The sequence below is a fragment of the Mesorhizobium sp. M8A.F.Ca.ET.181.01.1.1 genome (assembly GCF_004792025.1).
In the GTDB taxonomy this organism is placed as follows: Bacteria; Pseudomonadota; Alphaproteobacteria; order Rhizobiales; family Rhizobiaceae; genus Mesorhizobium.
In genome coordinates, this window is sequence record NZ_SRTV01000001.1 from 102,492 (window position 1) to 124,683 (window position 22,192).

A 22,192-nucleotide genomic window follows, 5' to 3' on the forward strand; every position below is an offset into this window, starting at 1 on the left:
TCCCCTTCGTCTCGCTAGGCCCAAGGGCGAATTGAAGCCGGTTCTCCACGACTGCGTGGCGGCAGGCTCGCTCGCAGTTCGCCTCGCCTCTCCACTTGGCTCGGAGCCGGCACGCGGTGTCTTAGCGAAAGGAACAAATATGATGATACGGCGCGAGCCGACCACATGGTTCCGGGGACATCGGCCCTGGAGACTAGCGTTCAAACCTCGGCAAGATCGCCCAAGGCGTCGATCAACGGCTGAATCTCGCTTTCGTAATTCTTCCAGCGCTTGACGGACGACTTGTAGATCGGCTGGCGAACCTGCCAGCGGCTGTAGGTATTTACCGAGCCATCCCTGTCAAAAAAGCGCAGGCAGGCATCGTCCCACGGCAATCCGAGATAATCTATGAGCCGGCGCGACTGCTCCTCCTGATTTTCGATCAACGTCTCGTAGCGATTTTCGAAAATACGACCCGGGAAAACCTTGTCCCAATGCCGCATCAGGCGATCATACTCCCTGTAGTAAAGCCCCAGTGTCTCAAGATCGGCGCTATAGCCGTGAGCCTCATTGAATTGCAAAACGAAACAGGAGACGCAATTGTCAATGGCATCGCGGCGGCAATGAATGATGCGCGCGTTGGGGAAGAGAATTCCGATCAAGCCGATCAATTCGAAATTGTGAGGCATCTTGTCGACTATACGAAGGGCATCTGGAGCCCGCTCACGCAGATAAGCAAGGTGCTCCTCGGCCAAAGCCCCAGCAAGATCGCCAGTAATTGTCGCTAGCGACTCGCTGATGTTCGCGTCGAATCGGTTTCCTATACCGATACCACTGGCGATTCGTCTAAGCTTGCTGAGCTCGCCCGCACCATGAACATCGGGATGGCTGGCACAGATCTGCTCCGTCAGCGTCGTGCCCGAGCGAGGCATGCCCACGATGAATACAGGCACCTCTGAGGGATTGCCATAGACGGCCCTCGACGCCACCAGCTCGGGCGTGAAGGTTTCGATCGTGGCATCGACCCAGCGACGGTAGCTTTCCAGATCGAATTTATGACCGGCGGCTTGATTTCCCTTCTTGAAATGATCAATCGCCTCCTTGTAGCGGCGCGTGTCATTGAGCACCTTCCCGGCCGCGTGATGAAGCGCTGCCATTCCCCTCGACCCGTGGTCCGGGTCTCGAAGCTCTGCCAGGATTGCCGCGAGTTCCGGCGGCTCTTCCGTGTATTTGTGCGTGTGCACAAGTGCATTGTATGCAGCCGGCACCGAAATGCGCTGTTCTATGGCCGACTTCAGATGAATTCGGGCTTCGCCCATACGACCGAGGCTCGCGAGTGCCTCGGGCAGCCCCAACCGGGCCAAAGGATGATCTGGACTTATCTTGAGCGCCTTCTCAAAGAGCGGCAACGCCATTTCCCCCTTGTCAAACGCTTTGTGGGCATTGCCCAAGGCGCAAAGCGCTTCGACCAGATCCGGCTTCAGGTCGAGGGCGTGCTGGATGTGCCTGATTGCCGGCGTAAATTCGCTGACCTTCAAATAGGTCTCGCCGAGGCTAAGATGGTAGTAGGGATTCCGCGGATCCTCTGCCACCGCCCGAGCGAAGTACCGCAGTGACTTTTCGTTATCGAAACCGAGCCCGAGCGTTCCCAGGATATACAGGGCCAGCGGATGGTTTGACGTGCGAGCCAGCACCCTGTGGCACACTTCCTCGGCTTCGGACAGACGTTCGGCCTGCTGCAACTCGAGCGCCTGCCGTAAAAGCAGGTCGTCGGCGTGGCTGCGGTGGGCGCCTGCGTTGGACTGCGCTTTGAGTGGCGCAGCCTTCGGCGATGCCGCCTTCGGCGAGGGTTGGATCTTGAGGTGCTTTGCCCATGCGGGCGGCAATCGGTTGCTCATCCTGTCTGGCTAGCAAAAGGGGGCTGGAGAATCCAGCCTCAACAGCCGCGTTATGCGCAGAGCGCCGGCGTGGCCCACGGATTTGCCCAGTGTTCCGAACTCGACCCTAATAGGTTTCCGTTCCAGTCGGCCCGGTGATGGCGCTCTTTCCTATTCCGTTGCGCCAGCTTTTTTTCTGCGACGAATAGTGTGCGATTGCGCGGCGGCCATTTTTAACGCGGGTGTGATCTCCAACGGCGCATTCTGTGCCTCATGTGGTGTCTGTAGCCCCTCGACGTGAACGGTCGGGAATGGGAGTTCGATGCCCTGCTCCTTGAAGACCTGGCGCAGCCGCACATAGAATTTGCGTTTCATACCGAAGGCGCCTCCCGGTCTGGTCATGGCCTTGACTCTCAATACGATGCCGTACTCACCGAACTCCTGCACGCCTTGCATCTTGATCGGGTCGAGCACCCAGTTTTTGAACTCGGGATCTTCCGCCAGTTCGAGGCCGATCCGCTTGATCAGCTTGCGAGCGAAGTCGATATCGGTGTCATAGCCAACGGTGATGTTGAATTTGTCGATAACCCAGTCACGGCTCTGGTTCTGGACTGCCCCGAGTTCACCGAAAGGTATCGTGAACAGCGGACCGCGATGGTGGCGCAGCTTCACCGAGCGCAGCGAAAAGCTCTCCACGGTACCCTTGTAATTGCCCGAGGAAATATATTCGCCGACACGAAACGCATCATCGAGCAGAAAGAACACGCCCGAAATAATGTCCTTGACGACGGTCTGCGCCCCAAAACCCACCGCAACGCCGACAACGCCAGCGCCGGCGATCAGCGGGCCGATCTGGATACCCAGCGAGGAGAGCATCATCAGCACCGCCATCACGATGATCGATGCGAGCAGAATGTTCTGGAGGATCGGCAACAGCGTGTGCAGTCGCGCCTGCTGCGGATCGAGGATCGGGCCTTCCTCCTCGCTGGCCACGGGGTGCGGTACTTCGATGCCCAGCTTTCGTTCGATCAAAGCCTTGATGATCGACCAGCCGAAATCGGCTGCAAGGGCAATGACCACGACATTGATCAAGCCGCGCAATATGAACGTCGTCATCGTATCGCTGCCCTGCATGGACTGCATGTCCAGGCCCCAGACACGCGCGAGAAGGTAAGCCGCCGCCAGGATGAAAATCATCCTGATACCGCGATCGATGACAGCGATCGTCACCGCCGGGATCGTCGGCCGGCCGGCCTCTTCCGAACCCGGCCGCAGCACGAAATTAACCCCGCGCTGCGTCAGCACGATTGCCAAAGGCAGGAAGAATGCGGCCAAGGTAAACCAGAAGATTATGTTAAAGCCGGCAATGCGCTCCAGGAACAGAACGACGAAATAAGCAGTCAATAGCCATGTCGCTCCCGTGTGACCGCTTTGGGGCGCCCCGTCTCGCTTCCTTGGCCGGCGCCAAACGGCAAACAGAAAGAGCAACAGCAGGACGAAATCGGCGCCCAGCGACAGGACCATCATTCCGTCCGGATCGATGCCGAGACCCGGCAAGAGGTGGAACGCGGCGCCGAAGAAGGCGAAGACGCCGACGATCCGGGGTAGCCAATAGGACCAATGGTCAGCCGCTTCGTTGGGGACCGGCAAAGCACGAACCTCGACGGCGCTCTCGACCTTCATGAAGGAAGGGACGAGCGTGGCCATGACGTACATGCGCACACCCCATGTAACGACCGCCGCAATCAGGAATGTCAGTACAATCTCGCGGATGAGCATCGGCCAGTCGAACAACATGAATGCGCCGGCGCTGCCCAGTGCGAACGAGACGATCAGCAGGCTGGAATAAAGCAGGCGGCCACCAATCTTCTTGGCTCGCCCCATGGGTGTATTCTTCGGTTGCGCGATAATCCAAAGGCGGAATGGGCGGGTCAACTTGTACGTTGCCCAAGTGAGCGCCAGGCCGGCTGCGATGAACAGCGCAATCAGCAGAAATACGCCTGCAGGCCTCTTGCCGGACATATCCTCCATGGTCTTTGCCCGAACGTGCGCGAACTGGCCCGGCAGCAAGGGCAAAGTCTGTACGATTCTTTCGATATGATGCTTGATCCGATCGAGCGTCGAGGATGCCATCGTATTCATCTGGCCTGGTGCGGCCACGGCATCGGACGATGCGTCGGCCGGCGAAGCTCCAGCCTTGGCAGGCGCTTCGGTTGGCCCGGCGTCCTGTTTTCGCTGCTCGACCACCCAGGCCTTCACGGACGGATCGTCGAGAAGCTCGAACAGCTGCTTGACCCTTTCAGGCGGCACGGTCGCCGGCGCCTGCGCCTCTGCCTGACCAGCCAGCAAGAGGGCGATGCCAAAGACGAGCGGCCTGGCAATCAGGACGAACATCGCAGTCAAATCTCCGAGACGTCGCGCCGCGCGTGCCAGATACCAGGCTCCCAATCGTCGAATCATGAGTGGCATCGTGCTGTGACCTTCCGATAGAATCGGCAAGCAACGACATCTATGCCCGCCGTTGCCCCTACCTTGAAGAAACCGATGTTGCTGTGCAAGACGTCACCGTTCCGGGCGAGCGATGCAGCGAAACCCAAGGTGGCAAGTGGATGTATCCACGGGCTGCGCCATGCGAGCGGCCGGTCGGTAACGCCGGCAATAGCTCGGAGCGCACAAGAAAGACCCACCCTTGGTGACCTTGCGTGGGATCGTGATATCGGGCGTCAGCGGATCATAGCTCGCCTCGCGCTCACCGCCGCGCGGATTGGTCATCGTGCAGCATGGGCTCTCGATCCGGCGGTGCTCCTGATACCAGTCCGCGGTCCACTGCCAAACGTTGCCGGCCATATCGTGGAGCCCATAGCCGTTTGCCGGAAACGAGCCAACGGGCGCGGTCCATTCGTAGCCGTCCTCGCAGCTATTTCGGTATGGAAATTCACCCTGGTACGTGTTGGCCATATGCTGGCCACCCGGGGTTAGTTCGTCGCCCCATACGAACTCCGAGCCGTTCAGTCCGCCGCGCGCGGCAAACTCCCATTCGGCCTCGGTCGGCAGCGCCTTTCCCGCCCAGTCCGCATAGGCTTGCGCATCCTCGTATGCGATATGGACGACTGGATGGGTTTCAAGGCCCTTGAGGGTGCTGGCCGGGCCGCGCGGATGCCGCCAATTCGCTCCGCGCACGTAGGCCCACCAGTTGTAGTGATTGCTGCGATCGATGCCGCGCGTGGGCCTGACAAACAACGCTGAAGCCGGCGCCAATGACTCGGCGCCCGCCGCAGGATAGTCCGCAGCATTTGCCGGACGCTCGGCCAGCGTAACGTAACCGCTGGCCTCGACAAAGCGCCTGAACTCGTCATTCGTGACGGTCGTGCGATCCATCCAGAAGCCGGCGACCATGACGCGGTGCGCGGGCGCCTCCTCGGGATAGTGGCTGTTCGAGCCCATCAGGAATTCGCCGCCTGGCACCCACACCATATTTGGAAATGGCGGGCTGCGCCCGGGAACGGAGCGTACGGACTCCAGATCCCCTCCAGGTGGCACAGCCGTGGCGACATCGTCCATGGTTTTGGCAGCTACGGACTTCGATCCTGCGCGTTTAGTCTCCAAGCTCATTGAACGCCGTGGCTGGATCAGCCGAAATGGGCGGTGCGCCGAAGGTCAGCTTGATCGCCTCTCCTATCAACAGCGGCGGCGCCATTTGCTTGGCGAGATCCACGATTTTTCCTTTCAATTCCTTGACCTTGTCAGGATTCTTGTCGGCCAGATTGGTCTTTTCGGATTTGTCGGCTGCAAGATCGAACAGTTCGACCCGCTCCAACACACCGGCTGCCCATACGAGCTTCGTATCGCCTTGGCGGATTGCGCCGCCGGTCGGGTCGACATTGTAGACCATCTCGGTGCGGGGCGAGGGCTTGGCTTCGCTAATCGTTTCCCAAACATCCATGCCATCGAGCGGCTTGTTCTTGGTCGGTTTTGCCCCGGCAAGTCCGGCAAGTGTCGGATAGATATCAGTGACATGTATCAGGCCGTTCACGTCGCCAGCCTTCACCTTGCCCGGCCAGTTCACCAGGCCGCAGACGCGGGTGCCGCCCTCGTAAAGCGTGCCCTTGCCGCTGCGGTACGGCCCATTGTCGGCCGGTAGGCTGTTGCCGACCTTCGATTCACCCGCAAACATTGCATCTCGGACACCGCCATTGTCGCTCTGGAAGAGGATGATCGTATTGTCGCGCATTTTCTTCTTCTCGAGCTCGGCAACGACCCGGCCGATCTCGTCGTCCATGGCGGAAACCATGGCGGAGTAGAGCCGGCGCTGGTCGTCGGCAACATGAGCATATCTTTTGATATGTTCTTCGGGTGCCTGATAAGGCGAATGCGGCGCGGTGAATGCCAGGTACAAGAATAACGGCGCCTTCCCGTCATGCTTTTCGATCACCTTGGCGGCTTCCGTGCCGAACAGGGTGTTATCGTATCCGGGCTCCTTTAGCGGCTTGTTATTGCGATACCAGTCCATCACGCCATGGGAAGCGTGCTTGAAGTGATCGATTTCGCCAACCAGGGCGCCGTAGAACGAATCGAATCCCCGCTGGCGCGGCCAGTATTCGGCCTTCGCGTGACCCAGATGCCACTTGCCCACCATCGCCGTCTTGTAGCCGGCGTCCTTGAGCATCTGAGGCAAGATGTATTCGTCCGTGGCTAGGCCGTAGCCGCCGCCTGACGGGATAACACCCATCTGCAGCCCATAGCGCAACGGATAGCGTCCCGTCATCAGCGCCGCCCGGGTGGGCGTGCACATCGGCTGGGCATAGAACTGTTCCAACCGCGCGCCCTCGGCAGCCAGCTTGTCGATGTTTGGCGTCTTGATGTCCGAGCCGTGGAAGCCAACGTCCTTCCAGCCCTGGTCGTCGGAGATGATGTAGACGATGTTGGGAGGTGTCCCTTGAGCCGCCGCGGGCTGAACACCGGCAAGGCCGGCAAGCGCGCCTGATAGACCGGCTGGAACCGCAAAGCGCGAAACGGCAGCCGCCGTGCCGGCCATCAATGCATCGCGCCGCGTTATTCTGTTGGTTGTGCCGGCTTCAGCCGGGAAGTCTCGATCGATACTCATACTCTCCCACCCTTCTCCCCTTAGGGGTAAATGCTTTTGAGATATCATCGTCACTCACTCTGAAGGCCGACGCTTCAGGACCACGTTCTGCTTCACGGCCGCCATGACGCAGCCACTTCACAACAATCCTCTATTGGGCGACCGCGAATTGATAGGTGAACCCCAACATCGGCCCCTGCTGAGTGAGTTTGTTCACGAAGCCATCGTCGCTATAGTTGTCGTGCACGGCCCGATAACCGACAAAGCCTGTTCTTGATAGCCCCCATTTCTCTTCCTCGTAGACCGTCAATCGCGACGAAGAGACGGCTTCATCGACCAAGTCATATTCGATGCAGCATCTTAGACTGGATGAAGTCTCGCTTTGCGCTAGATCAATTCGGCCGCGATGCAGCGGAACGTGACAGATTAACACACCAACACCCTGTGCAATACGCCCTTCCGGTCTCGGCGCCACACGATAATCATGGCAAAGGCGCTCGATGTTCTCGGCGCATCCGGCTGACCCAGAGATCTATTTCGTCCACAGTCCCCATTGGCCGTGAGTCGGCGATACTTTGCGCCGATTGATCTCGCGCAATTTGCATTTAAGTTACAGCTAATACAATCATCCTGCTATCCACTTTGCGCAAAGGACGTATTTTTGAGCACCTGGCCTTCATCGCCTTCGCACAGGGACGTACAGCTCGGCCCAGGCGGGCTCGGCGATGCCGCCTCTGGGCTGCCTGTGAAGGTCGACAGGCTTTCGCCAGGGCAACTGCCGTCGCGACTCCGGCAAATCCGGTCCCACGGCAAGTGGGCGCTCGATCTGGCCGAATTCAACTGCGCCTTCCGCGCCAGCGGCGGCTTTGCCCCAGGTTCCGTGGCGATAGTGGCCATAGAGCAGGCCCGGGACTCAACGATCTGCGGCATTCCGCTCAAAGACGACATGATCGTGACAATCCCCGCCGGCACGAGCGTAACAGCAACGGTCCAGCCCGGCCTTAGTTATACAGGCGCCGTTGTCCCGATGTCGATCTGGGTAGAGATCCAGGCACTTTCCGCTGGCACGATCTTGGCTAGGGCTGCAGACCACCCAAACGCCGTTCAGCTCACCACCACCGATGCGAAAATGTTTCGAAGCCAAATGGAGGCGATGGCAGATCGCTTCGAAGCAGCCGCAAGCGGTGCAGCTCTGCCGGAGCATACTCCGATCGCGTTGATGGAATATTTGCGAGGCATGGCTGACGCCTTCGCTGGCGCGCCTAGCAACGCAGGATTGGATCGGTCCTCCAGCCGTCATCTCAGGCAGGCATGGGCGGCCGAGGCTTTCATTCGCGCCCATATCCGCGAAGACATCCCCATCATCCGGTTGTGTAAGGAAATCGGCGTCAGCCGCCGTCAATTGGAGTACGCCTTTCGCACCACCTTTGCTCTAAGCCCGCTGGAATTCATCAGGGCGCTCCGTCTCAATGAAGCCAGGCGACTGCTCACCGCCCGGGGAGCAAGAGGCTCGAGTGTCACAAGCATCGCGATGGAGGTTGGGCTCACCCATCTTGGCCGCTTCGCAGCGAACTATCGCCAGCTCTTCGGCGAGTCCCCCAGAGAAACACTGCTTCGCGGGCGAAGGCCAGAGGATTGACCCGATACAGCGCGCGGTCGTCGCCGCTCCTGATAAGCATTTCGAATTTTGACATAACGCGCGGGCTCCAAGCTCGCGCTTGCTCGATCTCGGTCATCTTGCGTTCGAGAAGACGATCGTCGACCACAGGAACGACAGCTCCACCCGGTTGCGATGCGACAGCTTACCAAAATCCTGCCCCGATGCGAATGGATGGAAATCCTTCGTCTGTCTCGGGCCTTAGGGCGGCATGTGCGATACTGGTGCGAAGCGTCTCGTCGCTCTTGCGCACTGTGAGCGGAAATAATGACACCGACAAAGTTCGCCGTTCAATTGAGCACGGCCTCGACGGTGGCAACAAAGTCGTCGAGCGAGCGATCCCCACGAATCTCGATGCGCGGAAGGTCGATGGGATCGCTGTCAAGGTCCGCCGGCCCGTGTCTGCCGCCGAAGCCAATCCGATAGCCGCACTCCCTGGCCAGCCTGCCAAGCCGCCGGTCGGTGACGGAGAAGGGGGCCGCGAACGCCGAGGTTGGCCGACTGGTCCACCGTTCGACGAACATCCGAGAGCGCAGGAGCTCGGCCGCAAGGTCAGAGCTCGACAGACCATCGATGGCGCGATGCGTCGCCAGATGGCTTCCGAAGAATGCACCTTCGGCAGCGAGACGTCGCACCGTTCCGGCGTCCATAAGCCGCGTCGGCGGACCGCTGACGGCGTCCCACTTTGCACTTTCACCCACCAGGTCCGTCACCAGGAACACTTCCGCGGTCAGGTCGTGCGCGCGCAAGATCGGCCAGGCATGGTCGGCAAAGTTCTGAAAGCCGTCATCGAAGGTGATGAGCACCGGGCGGCCAGCGAAAGGCTGACGGTTGGCGATGGACCATTCCAGTTGCTCGGACATGACCGCGTGAAAGCCGTTGGCCCGCAACCATGCCATCTGGCCAGCGAATGCGGCGGGCGTGAGCCGGAAACGGGCGAGCGCGGCTGGACCTTCATCGGCGACGCCGTGATACATGAGGACAGGGATACGCTGCCGCCGCTCGCTACGCGCGACGTCGCGGCGCAAGGCCCGCGCTCCGCCCCAGACGATATTTCGCGCGACCCCGATTCCGATGGATGCGCGGACCGGCACATGATCAATCACCGGCTCCGTCGCCATGTGGCCCGGTGACAGGCGGCGGAAGCGATCTATGCGATAGAGTTCGGTCTGGATCGATTGCTCGAGGACGAGGCCTTCTGTCGCCGTCAACGTCTCCGAGATCGTTTGGCCACCGAATGTGTTCCAGTCGAAGCCCGTCCTTTCGGGATTGTCCCGAAGCACGAATGCGTGTGCGCTGATGAAACTGCCGCCAGGCGCCAACGCCTCGGCGACTTTTTTGGTGAAGCGCTGCAACTCGGCCAGATCATCGAGATAGTAGAGCACTTCCGAACAGAAGATCAGATCCATCTCGCCCGGGAGCGTGTCCGCCATGAAATCCAGTACGCCGAATTCAACATTCGGTTGATCGCTGCATCGCGCGCGCGCCCGCTCAACCGCTATCGCGGAGATATCAGTTGCAGTCAAATGACCCACTCGCGGCGCCAGCTGCCGCGTGAAATGGCCCTCTGCGCAGGCCAGCTCAAGCGCCTGTCCAATGGGGCCGGCAGGCAGAATTTCGAGCTGCCGCTCATATTTTTCCTGCTCGTAGGTCGAGGTGTAGTTCCAGGGATCCTCTGTCGCAAAATAGCTGTTCCAGAACGCCGTACGATCCTTGTCGTGTCCATCCGAGGCCGGTGAACGGCGCGGCGCCGGAAGGGGCTGCGTGGCTTCGGCGCTCGACAGAACCAGTTCCCGCGCTTCCGAGGCCAATCGCGCGAGTTTGCCGAAGTGACTGTCCGGATCAGGCCGGCGTTCCGCCGTGGTCGACAGTGCCTCGGCTGCAAGCGTCTCTGACGTGTCGGCACCGTCGTCCTTTTGCGGTGCCAAATTCAGGATGAGTTCAATCCAATGACGCCTTGTCACGTTCCCGAGCACGCCGAACTGAACGACAGCTTCGATCCGGCCATCCATCATCAGGTAGGCATAGATTTGATCGATTCCTTCCGGAAGCTCGGTTGAGGTTGGATTTCGAGCGTCGACGCGAATTCCGAGTGTCCGCGCCAGCCTGCGAGGTGCGGCAAGATCGTCGGCATCGAGAAGCATTTGCTCGAGATGATACTGGACGCGACGAGCCGCGACCGGATCGCCCCAGACCTTGCCGAGTTCGATGATCAACGCGGTCAGGGCGCCGCCAAACCTGTCCCACCGGGCAGCCAAATGCGCTGGCACCGACAGGCTTCCCACCATCAGGCCATCGAAGGCTACCTTGGCGATCTCACGCGCCCATTTACGTCCTGCCGGGAGCGCGCGCAGGGATTGCGGATTGATCGAACTGCCGCCGCTGCCGCAATCCGATGCAGCGTTCCACAACGCGAACCACGCGAGTGCTTCCGAAGCGGTTCGCCCGGTCGCCTCGGTCGCTCCATTGGCGTGAGCTAATCCTGGGCGTTTGACCCTGGGATCAGGAGAAAAGCCGCGGGCGATCACGATTCCCGCATCCGCCAGCATCTGCGTCGAATTGCGGCTGAGCGCGTTGGGGCTGGCCCGATGGAAAGCGAGCGGCTCGTCGACCATCACCCAATTTTTGCCGAGGCGTGCGACGCGCTGCCATAGATCCCAGTCTTCGCAGGTACGCAGCGACGCATCGAAACCGCCCAACTCGACGATTGTTTCCCGGTCGACCAGCACCGCGTGAGTGGCGATGGCACATCGGCGGGAGAACGTTTCGAAGGGCTGGATCGCGACTTCGGGGGCGATGCTCGAGGGGGTGAATGCTCCATCGGGCATCACGCGCCGTGAACCGCAATAGGCGACCACTGCATCGGGAGCGGTTTTCAGTGCGGCCAGGATTTTCGCAAGGAAGCTGGCATCCACCCAGTCGTCGGCATCCAGGAACATCAGCCACTGGCCGCGCGCTGTCGAAATCCCGTCATTACGCGCGCCGGCGGGGCTATGCGCGCAAGAACTCAACGTCCGAAATCGGGCATCTCGTTCCACATAACCGGCGATGATCGCGGGGGTGCTGTCCGTGGAGGCGTCGTCGACGATGATCGCCTCCCAGTCCAAGACCTCCTGCTCGAGAAGGCAATCGAGCGCGCGCGCCAGCGTTGCCTCCGTGTTGTGCGCAGGAATTACGACTGAAACCAATGGATTATGCGCCACGCGATCTTACCCGCGCCTGGACGTCGGTACCACAACGCTTACGGTAGCTTTGTCCTGGATCATCGAGTTTCGCTTTCTTTCGCCGGGAGATACGGCATCGGACGGCAGCACTGCTCTGTCAAGATCGGGGGGCATTAGAGGCAGCAGGAAGACTTGAAGACATGCTTGAATGGCAAGCGCTCATGCCCGACGGCTTAGATCTGAGGTCGGTGCGCCGGCGCATTTCCGCTCGCACATTCGTTCACCGCTCCGGGAGGGTCATCTAGCCCCGCGGCATTCCGCTGAAAATCAAGCCTGACCTGGCTTGCAGACGGGTTGTCCTGAGACGGGCGCCGCATGGCAGTCCTTTCCAAGGTCCTGTCGATTCATTAAAAGTAGACATCGCTAATGTAATGGCCGCAGGCCGCCTTGCGGCAATAACAGCCGTTCAACCTGGATTCTCGAACAGCCATTCTCTGTCCTAGAGAAGACCTTCCTTCTAGCGTTGGGTCCGCGTTGGAAGGTGACGGTTACAGTATGCGGGCCGATGCCAGAAAGTATCTGCACATCTAGATCAGCGGATTGCAATTAATCTAATGAAAAATCATAATTTATTCCATTCAAAGTATATATAGATTTTAGACGTGCTTTCGATAGTACGTTTCAGTGAATGATCAATTGGATTTGCCGACTGCTTCAGCTATCAAAGAAATACAAGAGCGAAATCATCGAAGATTGCGCAGCTGTTGCTAGTTCAGAGATCGAACAAGAGGCGCGCGAATCGGCTCGAGCCAAAGAGGATTTCGGCTTGTGGGCCGGGTATTTGTCTGACATAATCCCCGTTTCCGGGTTTTCCACTGGCAATTGGGGCATAGTGATGGCTAAGGAATCTTCGAGTACCGCGTCTTCAGCAAATAAAGCGGACGCAAATCTGATCGGTAATGCAGAGGGAAATGGACTGAGCTTCATGGCGGGCCAAGCTCGCGAGAGCGGAGCCCCGGGCGACGCTGTAGGTGTCGACAAGATACGGGATCTGCTGTTCGGCAACCAGATGCAGGACTACGATCGCCGCTTTTCCAAGCTTGAAGAACGGGTCTTGCAGCGCTTCAAGGATGTTGAATCCGAGGCCAAGCGCAATCTTGAAATGTACGAATCAAATGCGAAGAAGCAGGTCGATTCGCTCGCGACGCAATTGCGGAACGAAAAAGATGCGCGAGCCGAGGGCGACAAGGAGATCGACCGGAATCTTCGCGAGCAAAATCAGGCACTTGAAAAGCAGGTGCGCGCATTGTCGGATCAAGTCAGCGAGCTCGAGCGCGATGTTGCAGACCGGATCAATCGAAACGATCATTTGCTGCGTGAGGAAATCAAGCAAAGGATCGAAAGCGTTCAGATGCTGATAGAGAAGGTGTTTTCCGATCTCAGCAACGTCAAGACCGACCGCAATCTTTTGGCCGGCCTGTTTGTCGAGGTCGCAAAATGTCTCAATCAGGATCCCGTCGGCAGCAAGACCAACTCGGAGCGTGGCTGGAAAGTGAGTTGATCGGAACTTGACGTCAACCGTCGACCCAATCAGCCTTCCAAAAAAAGCAGCTTCGAACGATACAGGGATTGATCGCGAGGCTCTCGCTAAGCTTTTGGTCGAAATAGCCCGGAACGTCGATCCGGACTATCGGGCGCAATTCGAGTCGGTTCCAACCGCCGACCCTCGCATGGAAGCGCTGCGCCAGTTGCTGGTCGGCCGCGAGATTTCGGAGCTCTCACGCGTCACGGATCTGCTGGACGAACCGGCGCAGCTTGCGACGGCGGTGGGCGGCGTTCTCCCCAGTGCGGCCGCCCAAGCGCCGCATGCGCAACTCGGCGAGGCCCTCGCACCGGCCGTCGAGCGGGCCGTGCAACGCTCGATCCAGAAGAGCCCGCGTACTCTGACGGATATATTGTATCCGGTGTTTCTGCCGGCAATTCGCAAGTCGATCGGAGAAAAGATCGACCAGACCTTTCAGTCGCTAAATGAAACTCTACGACATATATTCACTTGGCATGGTCTCAAGTGGAGAGTGGAAGCTTGGAGAACCGGTGCCAGCTTCTCGGAAGTCGTTCTGAAGCATTCTCTCGTCTATCGCGTAGAGCATGTTTTTCTCATCAACCGCAATTCCGGGCTCTTGATAGCGCATGTTACGGCCGATAACGCAACCAGCGAGGATCCTCAGCTCATTTCCTCGATGCTCAGCGCAATTCAAGATTTTGTGAAGGATTCATTCAACGAGAAAGAACAGAGCGGCCTGGACACGATCCGCTTTGGCGAGCTTCGTCTCTGGTCGGAAGTCGGACCGCTTGCGACGCTGGTTGCGGTGATCCGGGGAAATCCGCCGGAGGGACTGCATGAAATATTTCGCGACGTATTGCTTCGCATCCATGACCAAAGCTCGGAGGCTTTAGAGCAGTTTGACGGGGACACCTCGCAGCTGTTCGGCGTAGAGGCGCAGCTGCAGACCTGCGTTGAGCTGAAGCAGGAGGATACAAACCAGGGATTTCCGTGGCTGGTGGTGGCTCTGGTTGCGCTGATTTTGATTCTGGGGGGTGCCTGGTTCTTTCTTTCCTGGCAAACCGGGCAGCGCTGGCAGGCCTATGTGTCGCGCTTGGTGGCCGAGCCAGGCATCATCGTTGCCGAGCAAAATATAAGCGGTGGCCAATTCTATATTGCCGGCCTCCGCGATCCGCTTGCCGCCGACCCGCAAGCGCTGTTGTCGGGAACCGAGGTCGATCCCGCGCGCGTGCATGCGCAGTGGCAGTTCTATGAGAGTCTCGAGCCTCAGTTCGTGTTGAAGCGGCTGACGGCGTCGCTGGTGCCGCCAGAGTCGGTGCGGCTTTCGGTGGTCAATGATCGCATCGTTGCCGAGGGCGAGGCCACTGGCACCTGGATCGACCAGGCGCGCGCAGCGGCTCGACGGCTTTCGGCAGGCGGACCGGAATTCGACATCTCCAAGGTTCGTGATGTGAGCCCCGAAGCACGCGCGGCGGAGCGCTGGCAAGCCTATGTGTCGCGCTTGGCGGCCGAGCCGGGCATCATCGTTGCCGAGCAAAATATACGCGACGGCCAATTCTACGTTTCCGGCCTGAGAGACCCGCTTGCCGCCGACCCACAGTCGCTGCTGTCCGGAACGCAGGTCGATCCCGCCCGCGTTCATTCGCAGTGGCAATCCTATCAGAGCCTTGAGCCGGAGTTCGTGTTGAAGCGGCTGACGGCGTCGCTCTATCCGCCGAAATCGGTTCAGCTTTCGATCGTCGAGAATCGCATCGTTGCCGAGGGCGAGGCTCCCGGCGCCTGGATCGACCGGGCGCAGGCCGCCGCCCGGCAGCTTTCAGCAGGCGGGCCGGTATTCGATATTTCCAGGGTCCGTGACCCCGAAGAACGCGCGGCGGAGCACTGGCAGGCCTACGTGTCGCGACTGGGCACCCAGCCGGGCATCATCGTTGCCGAACAAAGGATACGCGACGGCGAATTCTACATTTCCGGCCTGAGAGACCCGCTTGGCGCCGACCCGCAGTCGCTGTTGTCGGGAACCGAGGTCGATCCCGCACTGGTTCATTCGCAGTGGCAATTCTATCAGAGCCTTGAACCGGAGTTCGTGTTGAAGCGGCTGACGGCGTCGCTCTATCCGCCGAAATCGGTTCGGTTTTCGATCGTCGAGAATCGCATCGTTGCCGAGGGTGAGGCTCCCGATACCTGGATAGATCGAGCGCGCGCAGCGGCCCGACAGCTTTCGGTAGGCGGACCGGAATTCGACATCTCCAAGGTTCGTGATGTGAGTCCCGAAGCGCGCGAGGCGGAGCATTGGCAGTATTATGTGGCGCGACTTGAGGCCCAATCGGGAATCATCGTCGCCCAACAACGGACGAGCGGCGGACAATTCTACATTTCCGGCCTGAGAGACCCGCTTGCCGCCGACCCGCAAGCTCTGCTGTCCGGAACGCAGGTTGATCCTGCCCGCGTTCATTCACAGTGGCAATTCTATCAGAGCCTTGATCCGAAGTTCGTGGTGAAGCGGCTGACGGCGTCGCTGTCCCCGCCGAAATCGGTTCAGCTTTCGATCATCCAGGGTCGCATCGTCGCCGTGGGTGAGGCTCCTGCCGGCTGGATCAGCCGGGCGCAAGCCGCCTCCGAACAGCTTTCGGCGGACGGAGTGGTTCTGGATGTCTCGCAGCTGCGTGAGCTGAACCTTGCAGAACTTAATTCTTTGAGAGACGCCATCCAGACGACCGATATTTTCTTCTCTTCCGGCAAAGTCGTGCCGGGACCGGAGCAGCTGCCGGTTCTCGACAGGTTGGCGGATCAGATAAAGGAATTCGCCCAAAATGCCCGCAAGTCAGGCGTAACAGCGCGGTTCATGTTGACCGGCCATTCGGACACCACGGGCCGTGAGACGGCCAACGCGTCGATCAGCGCCGCCCGCGCCGAGACAGTTCGTGCGCTTCTCAACAAGCGCGGCGTCGCTCCGGAACTGCTGCAGGTTCGGGGCGCGGGCACTTTTGAGCCGCTGGTGCCTGAAAATAGTCAGGCCGGGAGCTCCACCAATCGCCGGGTTTCGATTACTGTGAATCTGGACTAGTGGAGCCCAAGATGTTGCAAAAGAAAATCTGCATGCTGGGCGGGTTCTCTGTCGGGAAGACGAGTCTGGTGCGCAGGTATGTGCAGAGCATCTTTTCAGAAACCTACCTGACCACGGTGGGCGTGAAGATCGACAAGAAGAATGTCGTGCTCCCGGACAAAACCGTGGATCTGATTTTGTGGGATTTAGCCGGTGAAGACGATATCGGCTCATTCCGCGTCAGCTATGTGCGAGGTGCAACCGGGCTTGTGCTTGTCGTCGATGGAACGCGCGCCGCCACTCTTGCCGTGGCGCTCACGCTGCGCGAACGGGTCGAGGCCGAATTCGGCGCCATGCCGTTTGTATTGCTGTTCAACAAATCCGATCTGGCCGATCGGTGGGCAATATCGGATAGTGAGATTGACGAACTAAGGCAACGTGGATGGCAAATCTATCTAACAAGTGCGCTTTCTGGTGAACATGTTGATGATGCATTTCGTCAACTTGCTTTAATGGTCACCAAATAGATCATGCATGGATTGCCGAAAGAGGTTGGAAACTGGATTTTCAATTTCTTCTACAACGGGCATTCTGTCGCATATCTGAAAATCGACACTCAGCTTTGCGTCGCTGCGAAGGGCGGCAATGTTGAGCATTACGGGCTCTCATCGCTTCGCATCGGCGAGCCTGTTGCCGAGCAGCTTGAATTCATGGAAGGATTGCTGCCTTGCCCGGAGCTTCCGTTTCACATTGCCATGGTCGAACTGCCCAGCGGGTGTGTCGCCGACCTCCATTTTTTTGCTGACGATGCCTGCGTGTGGCTGCTCTTTCTTGACGCCACTGCCGAACGCGACAATAGGCAGCGGCTTCAACAAAAGGCTTATGAAATGACACTCCTGCAAGAGAGGGAGCGTCAACTCAACGAGAAATTACAATCGACGAACGAGGCATTGAGGAAGAGCCAGGAGGGATTGGCGCGTGAATACCAGCGCGCCGAAGCCCTGCTCCTCAACATTCTTCCGGCGTCGATCGCGGAGCGGTTGAAAGCGCACAAAAAAATTGCTGACAACCACGCGGAAGTGAGTGTGCTTTTTGCCGACATAGTCGGTTTTACGGAACGAGCGCGGAGCGTCGGAGCCGTGACGACGCTCGCTATTTTAAATTACTTCTTCAAGGCCGCGGATCGGCTCTCGGAACGATATGGCTGCGAAAAGATCAAGACAATCGGCGATTGTGTGATGGTGGTCGCCGGCCTGCCCACCGCGCGATCCGACCATGCAAAGGCCCTCACACGCTATGCACTCGAGCTGCGCAAGGCGGTTAGGCGCGAACGCTTCGCAGGAGAACCGCTGAGACTCAGAATCGGAATTCACTCAGGCCCAATCGTCGCGGGCGTCATAGGCAAGAGGCGGTTCGCCTATGACCTGTGGGGCGAGACCGTTAATCTCGCCTCGCGTATTCAAACGTCCGCGGAGCCCGATGAAATCCGCATTTCGGATGCAACGCGCCAAATGCTTGGGCCAAATTTTGCTTGCGACCCACTCGAGGAAACGGAATTGCGTGGTGCAGGCCGCGTGCGAATGTGGCGGCTCCCGGCCTGATTGCCGCTTAGCAATGCCGACCCCTGGAGCCCACGCATCTCAAGCCCATATTCCGACAGTCTATTGGGCGACTTGGGACACGGCTGACATCAGCTCCTGCGGGTTTGGCGCCCCAAACATGTAACGCCCACCCTCTGGAACCTCCGTGAAGCTCCAGCGGACGATCCCCTGCCTGTCCAGCAGGAACTGACCGATCAGTTGTCCGTGTCCGGTTGCCATCATCTGCTCGTCGGCTTCGGTGACTTCGTAATGGTCCTTGTTGTTGAGGATTTCGCTGGCGGAAAAAGGATCCATAGGACCGGGCAACTCGCCTGGCACGTCGACCCGCATATCCTTTGCCGCTGCCATCGAGACCCTGTACGGCCAGTTCGTCTCGTCTTGGGTGAATTCGAGATTGGGCAGTCCAAAAGCACGATGTGAAGCGCGTTTCGGGTCGGAGGCCGCCAGCAGATTCGGCATCGGATGGTAGCGGAAATAGAGACGCGCCCGTTCGATCGGCGTGTTGACCACCGTCAGGCTCTCCACGCCCTTTTCGCGCAGTTCCGGATCAAGCCGCGCCTGGGCGGCGATATGGCGCCGGCAAAACGCACAATGCAGACCTCGAAACAGGCCGACCAGAACCGGTCTTTGTCCGCGGAAGTCGTCGAGCGCGATCTTGCCTTCCTGGGTAATGGCATCGAGTACCACGTTCGGCGCGCGGTCGCCCGGTTGAAGCGGCACCAAGTCGCTAGGCGCGGACATTTCCAACCTCCAACCCCGGCTAGTCGAGAAAAGGCAGCACCACAAGCGCTTCCGGGTCGAGCCCGTGCTGGGCGCATATACCCTGCGCCAGGGAAAAGTAGCGTTCGGCCTCGGCCAGATTGTCGAGGTCGAGATTAAGCGTTGCGAGACCATCATAGCACGGAAACAGCAATTGGGGTTCGCCCGTTTCGCGGGCGACGTCCAGTGCTTCGTGGAACAAGCCGACCGCCAGTTCCGGATGGCCGTTGCACTGGTGGATCTGCCCAAGCACGATCAACGGCACCGGCAGGTGCTCGCGCTGGTCGAGCGCCCGGTCGATCTCGATGGCCTTCTCGGCAGCAGGCACGCCCTCCGTTGGACAGCGATCCGTGAAAGTACAACAAGCGACAGCCAGATTGGCGAGGAGGCGCGCCTGAAAACCCTGATCGCCAATACGGCGCGCCACCTCCAGACCGCGCCGGCAGACCTCCATCGCCTTTGCCGGATCGATGGTCGTGTAAAGCACGCCGAGATTGGTGTAGCCGCGACACGCCGCGCCGAGCAGACCGGCGGCCTCGGCCAATTCAATGCTGCGCTTAACCTGACCCACGGCTTCACGGTTTCGGCCGAGGCGGGCCAGCGCAACGGCCTTGGTGTTAAGTGCCTCGGCGGTCACGAGGGTGGCGTCATCGGAGACCTGTTCCGTTGTCAGACTGCGTACGCAATCGAGCGCCGCGTCCGCCCATCTTGCCGCGAGAGCGTGATCTCCGCTCCGGAATGCCTGCCGGCCGCGTTCCTGCCAGAGATGCGCCTGCTCGATCGGCGCATCCGCTCCATCAAGGAGCGCCGCCGCTTCAGCATAGCGGGATTCCGCTTTGTCCCGCTTGCCGACGTCCCAGAGCAGCCGACCGATCTTGCGCAAAACGCGCGCCGACGCGACGCGGTCTGCTGACCCGCGGTACGCCTGCAACACCGCCTCGTAGTGGCGGTGCGCGATCTCGCGGCGGCCTGCCGGGCCGCTCAAATCGGCAATGCGCTCTGCAATTGCCAGTTTGAGCGGTGTTTGCCCGGTCGCGCCCAACGCGGTCAGGGCTCGGTCGTAGAAACGAAGGGCGTCGTCATTGGCGTATATCATGCGAGCGCGATCTCCCGCCGCCTGAAGGTAATGCGCGCCCTTCTCCCGCTCGGCGCTCTGTGCGAAATGATGACCGAGCACGGCCAAATCCTCGAGCCGTTCGGGCTTGTCGCCGCACAGTTGCTCCAGGGCGACACCGACACGGCCGTGGATGTCGGTCCGGCGTTGCAGGAGCAGGTTCTGGTAGATCACGTCCTGCAGCAATGTTTGCGTAAAGCGGTAGCTTTGCGACGAGACCGAGCCTGATCCGGCAACTTCTTCGATGATCTCCGCATCGCAAAGCAGTTCGCAGCCGGCCTCCAGCCGGCCGGGATCGGCCGTCACGGTTTTCAGAAGCGTGGCATCGAAGCGCGGGCCGATTACCGCGGCTTCCTGGGCCAACCGGCGCACCTCCTGGGGCAGCCGGTCGACACGAGCAAGCAACATTGCCTGGATGGTGGCGGGAATGCCGGTTGCGACTTCGCCCGCCACCGTCCGCCATCGCTGGCCTTCGCGCATCAATACACCGCGATCGATAAGGCCGCGAACGATCTCCTCGATAAAAAGCGGGTTGCCGCCGGCGCGCTCAAGGATCTGGTCGAGAAGCCCGCCCGCGGAGTTTACCCAGCTATCGCCGAAAAGTGCTGCCACCATGCTACGTCCGTCATGGCTGCTGAGCGGCGAAAGCCTGAGCGCTGTGTGACTGACCCGGCTTGAGTCGAGCTGATCATTGTCCGGCGCCGGACGATGCGTGACCAGCAGCATCAACCGCGTGCGCTCCAGCCTGTCCATCACGAAACGCAGTGCCTCGAGCGATACGGCGTCGGCCCAGTGCAGGTCTTCGACGACGATCAGCAGCGGCGACAACGCAAGCCGCCGTTCGATGATTGTGCGGACCGCGTAGAGAATTTGCCGCCGCAACTGCTCGGGCTCGACATGCTGCAAGGTGGCATCGGGGTCGCCAAGGCCGAGCACATGATAGAGCAAAGGCATCAGCCGCTTCGCCTCGTCGCCCCGCAGGCCGAGATCGGTCAGCAAGGCTGCGAGCTTCCCCCGCATTTCGTCCCCATTGTCGTTTTGCATCATCCCGGCAGCGCTGCGCACCACTGCGCCCAGGGCGCCAAATGATTGTTCGCCCAGCGGTGAGCACGTGGCCTGTCGCACGGCGACGTTGCGAAAACGATCGTCGTCGCCGACCCGGGTGACGAACTCCCTCACCAGCCGCGATTTCCCGATACCGGCTTCTCCGACGAGGCGGACAAGTTGGGCCGAGCCGCCGCACGCCTGGTCGAGGCTCGCCAGCATTCTGTTGAGTTCCGCATCACGGCTTATTATCGGCGCACTGAGGCCGAGCGCCTCGAGCCCACGCGCCGCACGCGGCGCCGCAAGCGGTGCATCGAGTCGATGGACGAGAACACTGCCAGCCTTGCCGCGAAGCACGACATCACCCATCGACTCGTAAGAGAAGGCATGTCGGGTCAGCCTGTGCGTGAGCTCGCCCACCAGCACCTCACCGGGTGCGGCCAGCGATTGCAGGCGTTGCGCCGTATTCACCGTGTCGCCGGTCACCGAATAGGATTTGGCGGCGCCGATGCCCAATCCTCCAGTAACGACCGGACCAGTGTTTATGCCGATGTGGAGTAGGAGAGGCGAGCCGGAGTAGGGGGTGCTTTCGCCGAGCCGCGCCGTCCGGGCGATCATGTCGAGAGCGGCGCGAAGCGCACGTTCCGGATCGTCCTCATGCGCGACCGGCGCACCGAACAAGGCGAGCAGTGCATCGCCGATGAATTTGTCGACGAAACCACCAAAGTTTCGCACGGCCGCCGTCAATTCCTTGAACAGTTCGTTCTGCAGCGTTTGCATGACCTCGGGGTCGAGCTGCTCGCTGAGTGTCGTGAAGCCGCAGAGGTCGGCGAACAGGACCGTGACCGTCCGGCGATCGGCGTCAGAGACAGAATGCGGCCCTTCTTCGCTTTCGATGTTCGGCGCCGCAGTTCGAGAAGGTGGCACAAAGGTCCGGCTTGGTGTCGGAGCAGGCCGTTCGACGGATTTTGCGGACGCACCGACGCTTGCCCCGCATTTCGGACAGAACTCGAAATCAGGTGCGCAGACATAGCCGCAACTGGCACATGACACGGGCTGGCGCCGGCCACACTTCGGACAGAAGGCGTAACCGCCCTCAATCTCGAAACCGCAGCCTGAGCAGTCCATGGAACAAGACCTCACTAGGGGCCGTAACGGCATGATCTCGCCACGCATTTCACGGCCAGGGCAATCACAAGGATGAACCGATAGCTCTCAACCGGCAAGCGGCAGCGCAAATAGCCATCGAGAGATCGGATGGTTCCTGCGGCAGAGCGCTGCCGAGCCGGGCGGTTGCGCGGCCGTCG

General features: G+C 59.9%; 13 protein-coding genes. 5 read left to right on the forward strand and 8 right to left on the reverse strand.

The window, feature by feature from the left end:
* Nucleotides 1–200: 200 nt before the first annotated feature.
* The 5 genes from EN824_RS00535 to EN824_RS00555 form a co-directional block, all read right to left on the reverse strand.
* On the reverse strand, nt 201–1,877 hold the full coding sequence (locus EN824_RS00535; RefSeq protein ID WP_135882400.1) for a tetratricopeptide repeat-containing sulfotransferase family protein: 1,677 nt from the start codon (nt 1,875–1,877) through the stop codon (nt 201–203).
* A gap of 150 nt (nt 1,878–2,027) precedes the next feature.
* A complete protein-coding gene (locus EN824_RS00540) occupies nt 2,028–4,250 on the reverse strand; it encodes a mechanosensitive ion channel family protein (RefSeq protein ID WP_135916378.1) in 2,223 nt (740 codons plus the stop codon).
* Nucleotides 4,251–4,418: 168 nt separating this feature from the next.
* Nucleotides 4,419–5,330 (reverse strand): formylglycine-generating enzyme family protein, encoded by a 912-nt coding sequence (locus EN824_RS00545; protein ID WP_135867413.1) that lies wholly within the window; start codon nt 5,328–5,330, stop codon nt 4,419–4,421.
* A gap of 121 nt (nt 5,331–5,451) precedes the next feature.
* Nucleotides 5,452–7,008 (reverse strand): arylsulfatase, encoded by a 1,557-nt coding sequence (locus EN824_RS00550; RefSeq protein ID WP_245520920.1) that lies wholly within the window; start codon nt 7,006–7,008, stop codon nt 5,452–5,454.
* A gap of 82 nt (nt 7,009–7,090) precedes the next feature.
* The gene (locus EN824_RS00555) at nt 7,091–7,279 is read right to left on the reverse strand and encodes a hypothetical protein (protein WP_127278545.1); all 189 of its coding nucleotides are present in this window, start codon (nt 7,277–7,279) and stop codon (nt 7,091–7,093) included.
* Between the two features lie 897 nt (nt 7,280–8,176).
* On the opposite strand from EN824_RS00555, the gene EN824_RS35810 reads away from it, so the two are divergent.
* Nucleotides 8,177–8,578, forward strand: a complete 402-nt coding sequence (locus EN824_RS35810; RefSeq protein ID WP_245464380.1) for a helix-turn-helix domain-containing protein — start codon at nt 8,177–8,179, stop codon at nt 8,576–8,578.
* Nucleotides 8,579–8,886: 308 nt separating this feature from the next.
* On the opposite strand, the gene EN824_RS00570 is transcribed toward EN824_RS35810, so the two are convergent.
* Nucleotides 8,887–11,799 (reverse strand): trifunctional glycosyltransferase/class I SAM-dependent methyltransferase/polysaccharide deacetylase, encoded by a 2,913-nt coding sequence (locus tag EN824_RS00570; RefSeq protein WP_135931676.1) that lies wholly within the window; start codon nt 11,797–11,799, stop codon nt 8,887–8,889.
* A 649-nt stretch (nt 11,800–12,448) separates the two neighbouring features.
* On the opposite strand from EN824_RS00570, the gene EN824_RS00575 reads away from it, so the two are divergent.
* From EN824_RS00575 to EN824_RS00590, 4 genes are read left to right on the forward strand one after another with little or no spacing between them, the layout of a single operon-like run.
* The gene (locus EN824_RS00575; protein ID WP_245464459.1) at nt 12,449–13,321 is read left to right on the forward strand and encodes a hypothetical protein; all 873 of its coding nucleotides are present in this window, start codon (nt 12,449–12,451) and stop codon (nt 13,319–13,321) included.
* A 7-nt stretch (nt 13,322–13,328) separates the two neighbouring features.
* Nucleotides 13,329–16,388, forward strand: coding sequence for an OmpA family protein (locus EN824_RS00580; protein ID WP_135867315.1), 3,060 nt, complete (start codon nt 13,329–13,331; stop codon nt 16,386–16,388).
* Between the two features lie 11 nt (nt 16,389–16,399).
* Nucleotides 16,400–16,894, forward strand: a complete 495-nt coding sequence (locus EN824_RS00585) for a Rab family GTPase (RefSeq protein WP_127279821.1) — start codon at nt 16,400–16,402, stop codon at nt 16,892–16,894.
* A gap of 3 nt (nt 16,895–16,897) precedes the next feature.
* Nucleotides 16,898–17,968: an adenylate/guanylate cyclase domain-containing protein gene (locus EN824_RS00590; RefSeq protein WP_135882413.1), complete on the forward strand. Its 1,071-nt coding sequence runs from the start codon at nt 16,898–16,900 to the stop codon at nt 17,966–17,968.
* A gap of 60 nt (nt 17,969–18,028) precedes the next feature.
* Here EN824_RS00590 and EN824_RS00595 read toward each other — a convergent pair whose 3' ends face one another.
* Nucleotides 18,029–18,709, reverse strand: coding sequence for a peroxiredoxin-like family protein (locus EN824_RS00595; RefSeq protein ID WP_127280547.1), 681 nt, complete (start codon nt 18,707–18,709; stop codon nt 18,029–18,031).
* Nucleotides 18,710–18,728: 19 nt separating this feature from the next.
* A complete protein-coding gene (locus EN824_RS00600) occupies nt 18,729–22,013 on the reverse strand; it encodes an adenylate/guanylate cyclase domain-containing protein (RefSeq protein ID WP_135931677.1) in 3,285 nt (1,094 codons plus the stop codon).
* Nucleotides 22,014–22,192: the final 179 nt, after the last annotated feature.

Excerpts from the sequence above, each read along its gene's own strand:
- EN824_RS00535 (WP_135882400.1), bottom strand. The coding sequence starts at position 1,877 with ATGAGCAACCGATTGCCGCCCGCATGGGCAAAGCACCTCAAGATCCAA.
- EN824_RS00540 (WP_135916378.1), bottom strand. The coding sequence starts at position 4,250 with ATGTTCGTCCTGATTGCCAGGCCGCTCGTCTTTGGCATCGCCCTCTTG.
- EN824_RS00545 (WP_135867413.1), bottom strand. The coding sequence starts at position 5,330 with ATGGTGTGGGTGCCAGGCGGCGAATTCCTGATGGGCTCGAACAGCCAC.
- EN824_RS00550 (WP_245520920.1), bottom strand. The coding sequence starts at position 7,008 with ATGATATCTCAAAAGCATTTACCCCTAAGGGGAGAAGGGTGGGAGAGT.
- EN824_RS35810 (WP_245464380.1), top strand. The coding sequence starts at position 8,177 with ATGGCTGACGCCTTCGCTGGCGCGCCTAGCAACGCAGGATTGGATCGG.
- EN824_RS00575 (WP_245464459.1), top strand. The coding sequence starts at position 12,449 with ATGATCAATTGGATTTGCCGACTGCTTCAGCTATCAAAGAAATACAAG.
- EN824_RS00585 (WP_127279821.1), top strand. The coding sequence starts at position 16,400 with ATGTTGCAAAAGAAAATCTGCATGCTGGGCGGGTTCTCTGTCGGGAAG.
- EN824_RS00590 (WP_135882413.1), top strand. The coding sequence starts at position 16,898 with ATGCATGGATTGCCGAAAGAGGTTGGAAACTGGATTTTCAATTTCTTC.
- EN824_RS00595 (WP_127280547.1), bottom strand. The coding sequence starts at position 18,709 with ATGTCCGCGCCTAGCGACTTGGTGCCGCTTCAACCGGGCGACCGCGCG.
- EN824_RS00600 (WP_135931677.1), bottom strand. The coding sequence starts at position 22,013 with ATGGACTGCTCAGGCTGCGGTTTCGAGATTGAGGGCGGTTACGCCTTC.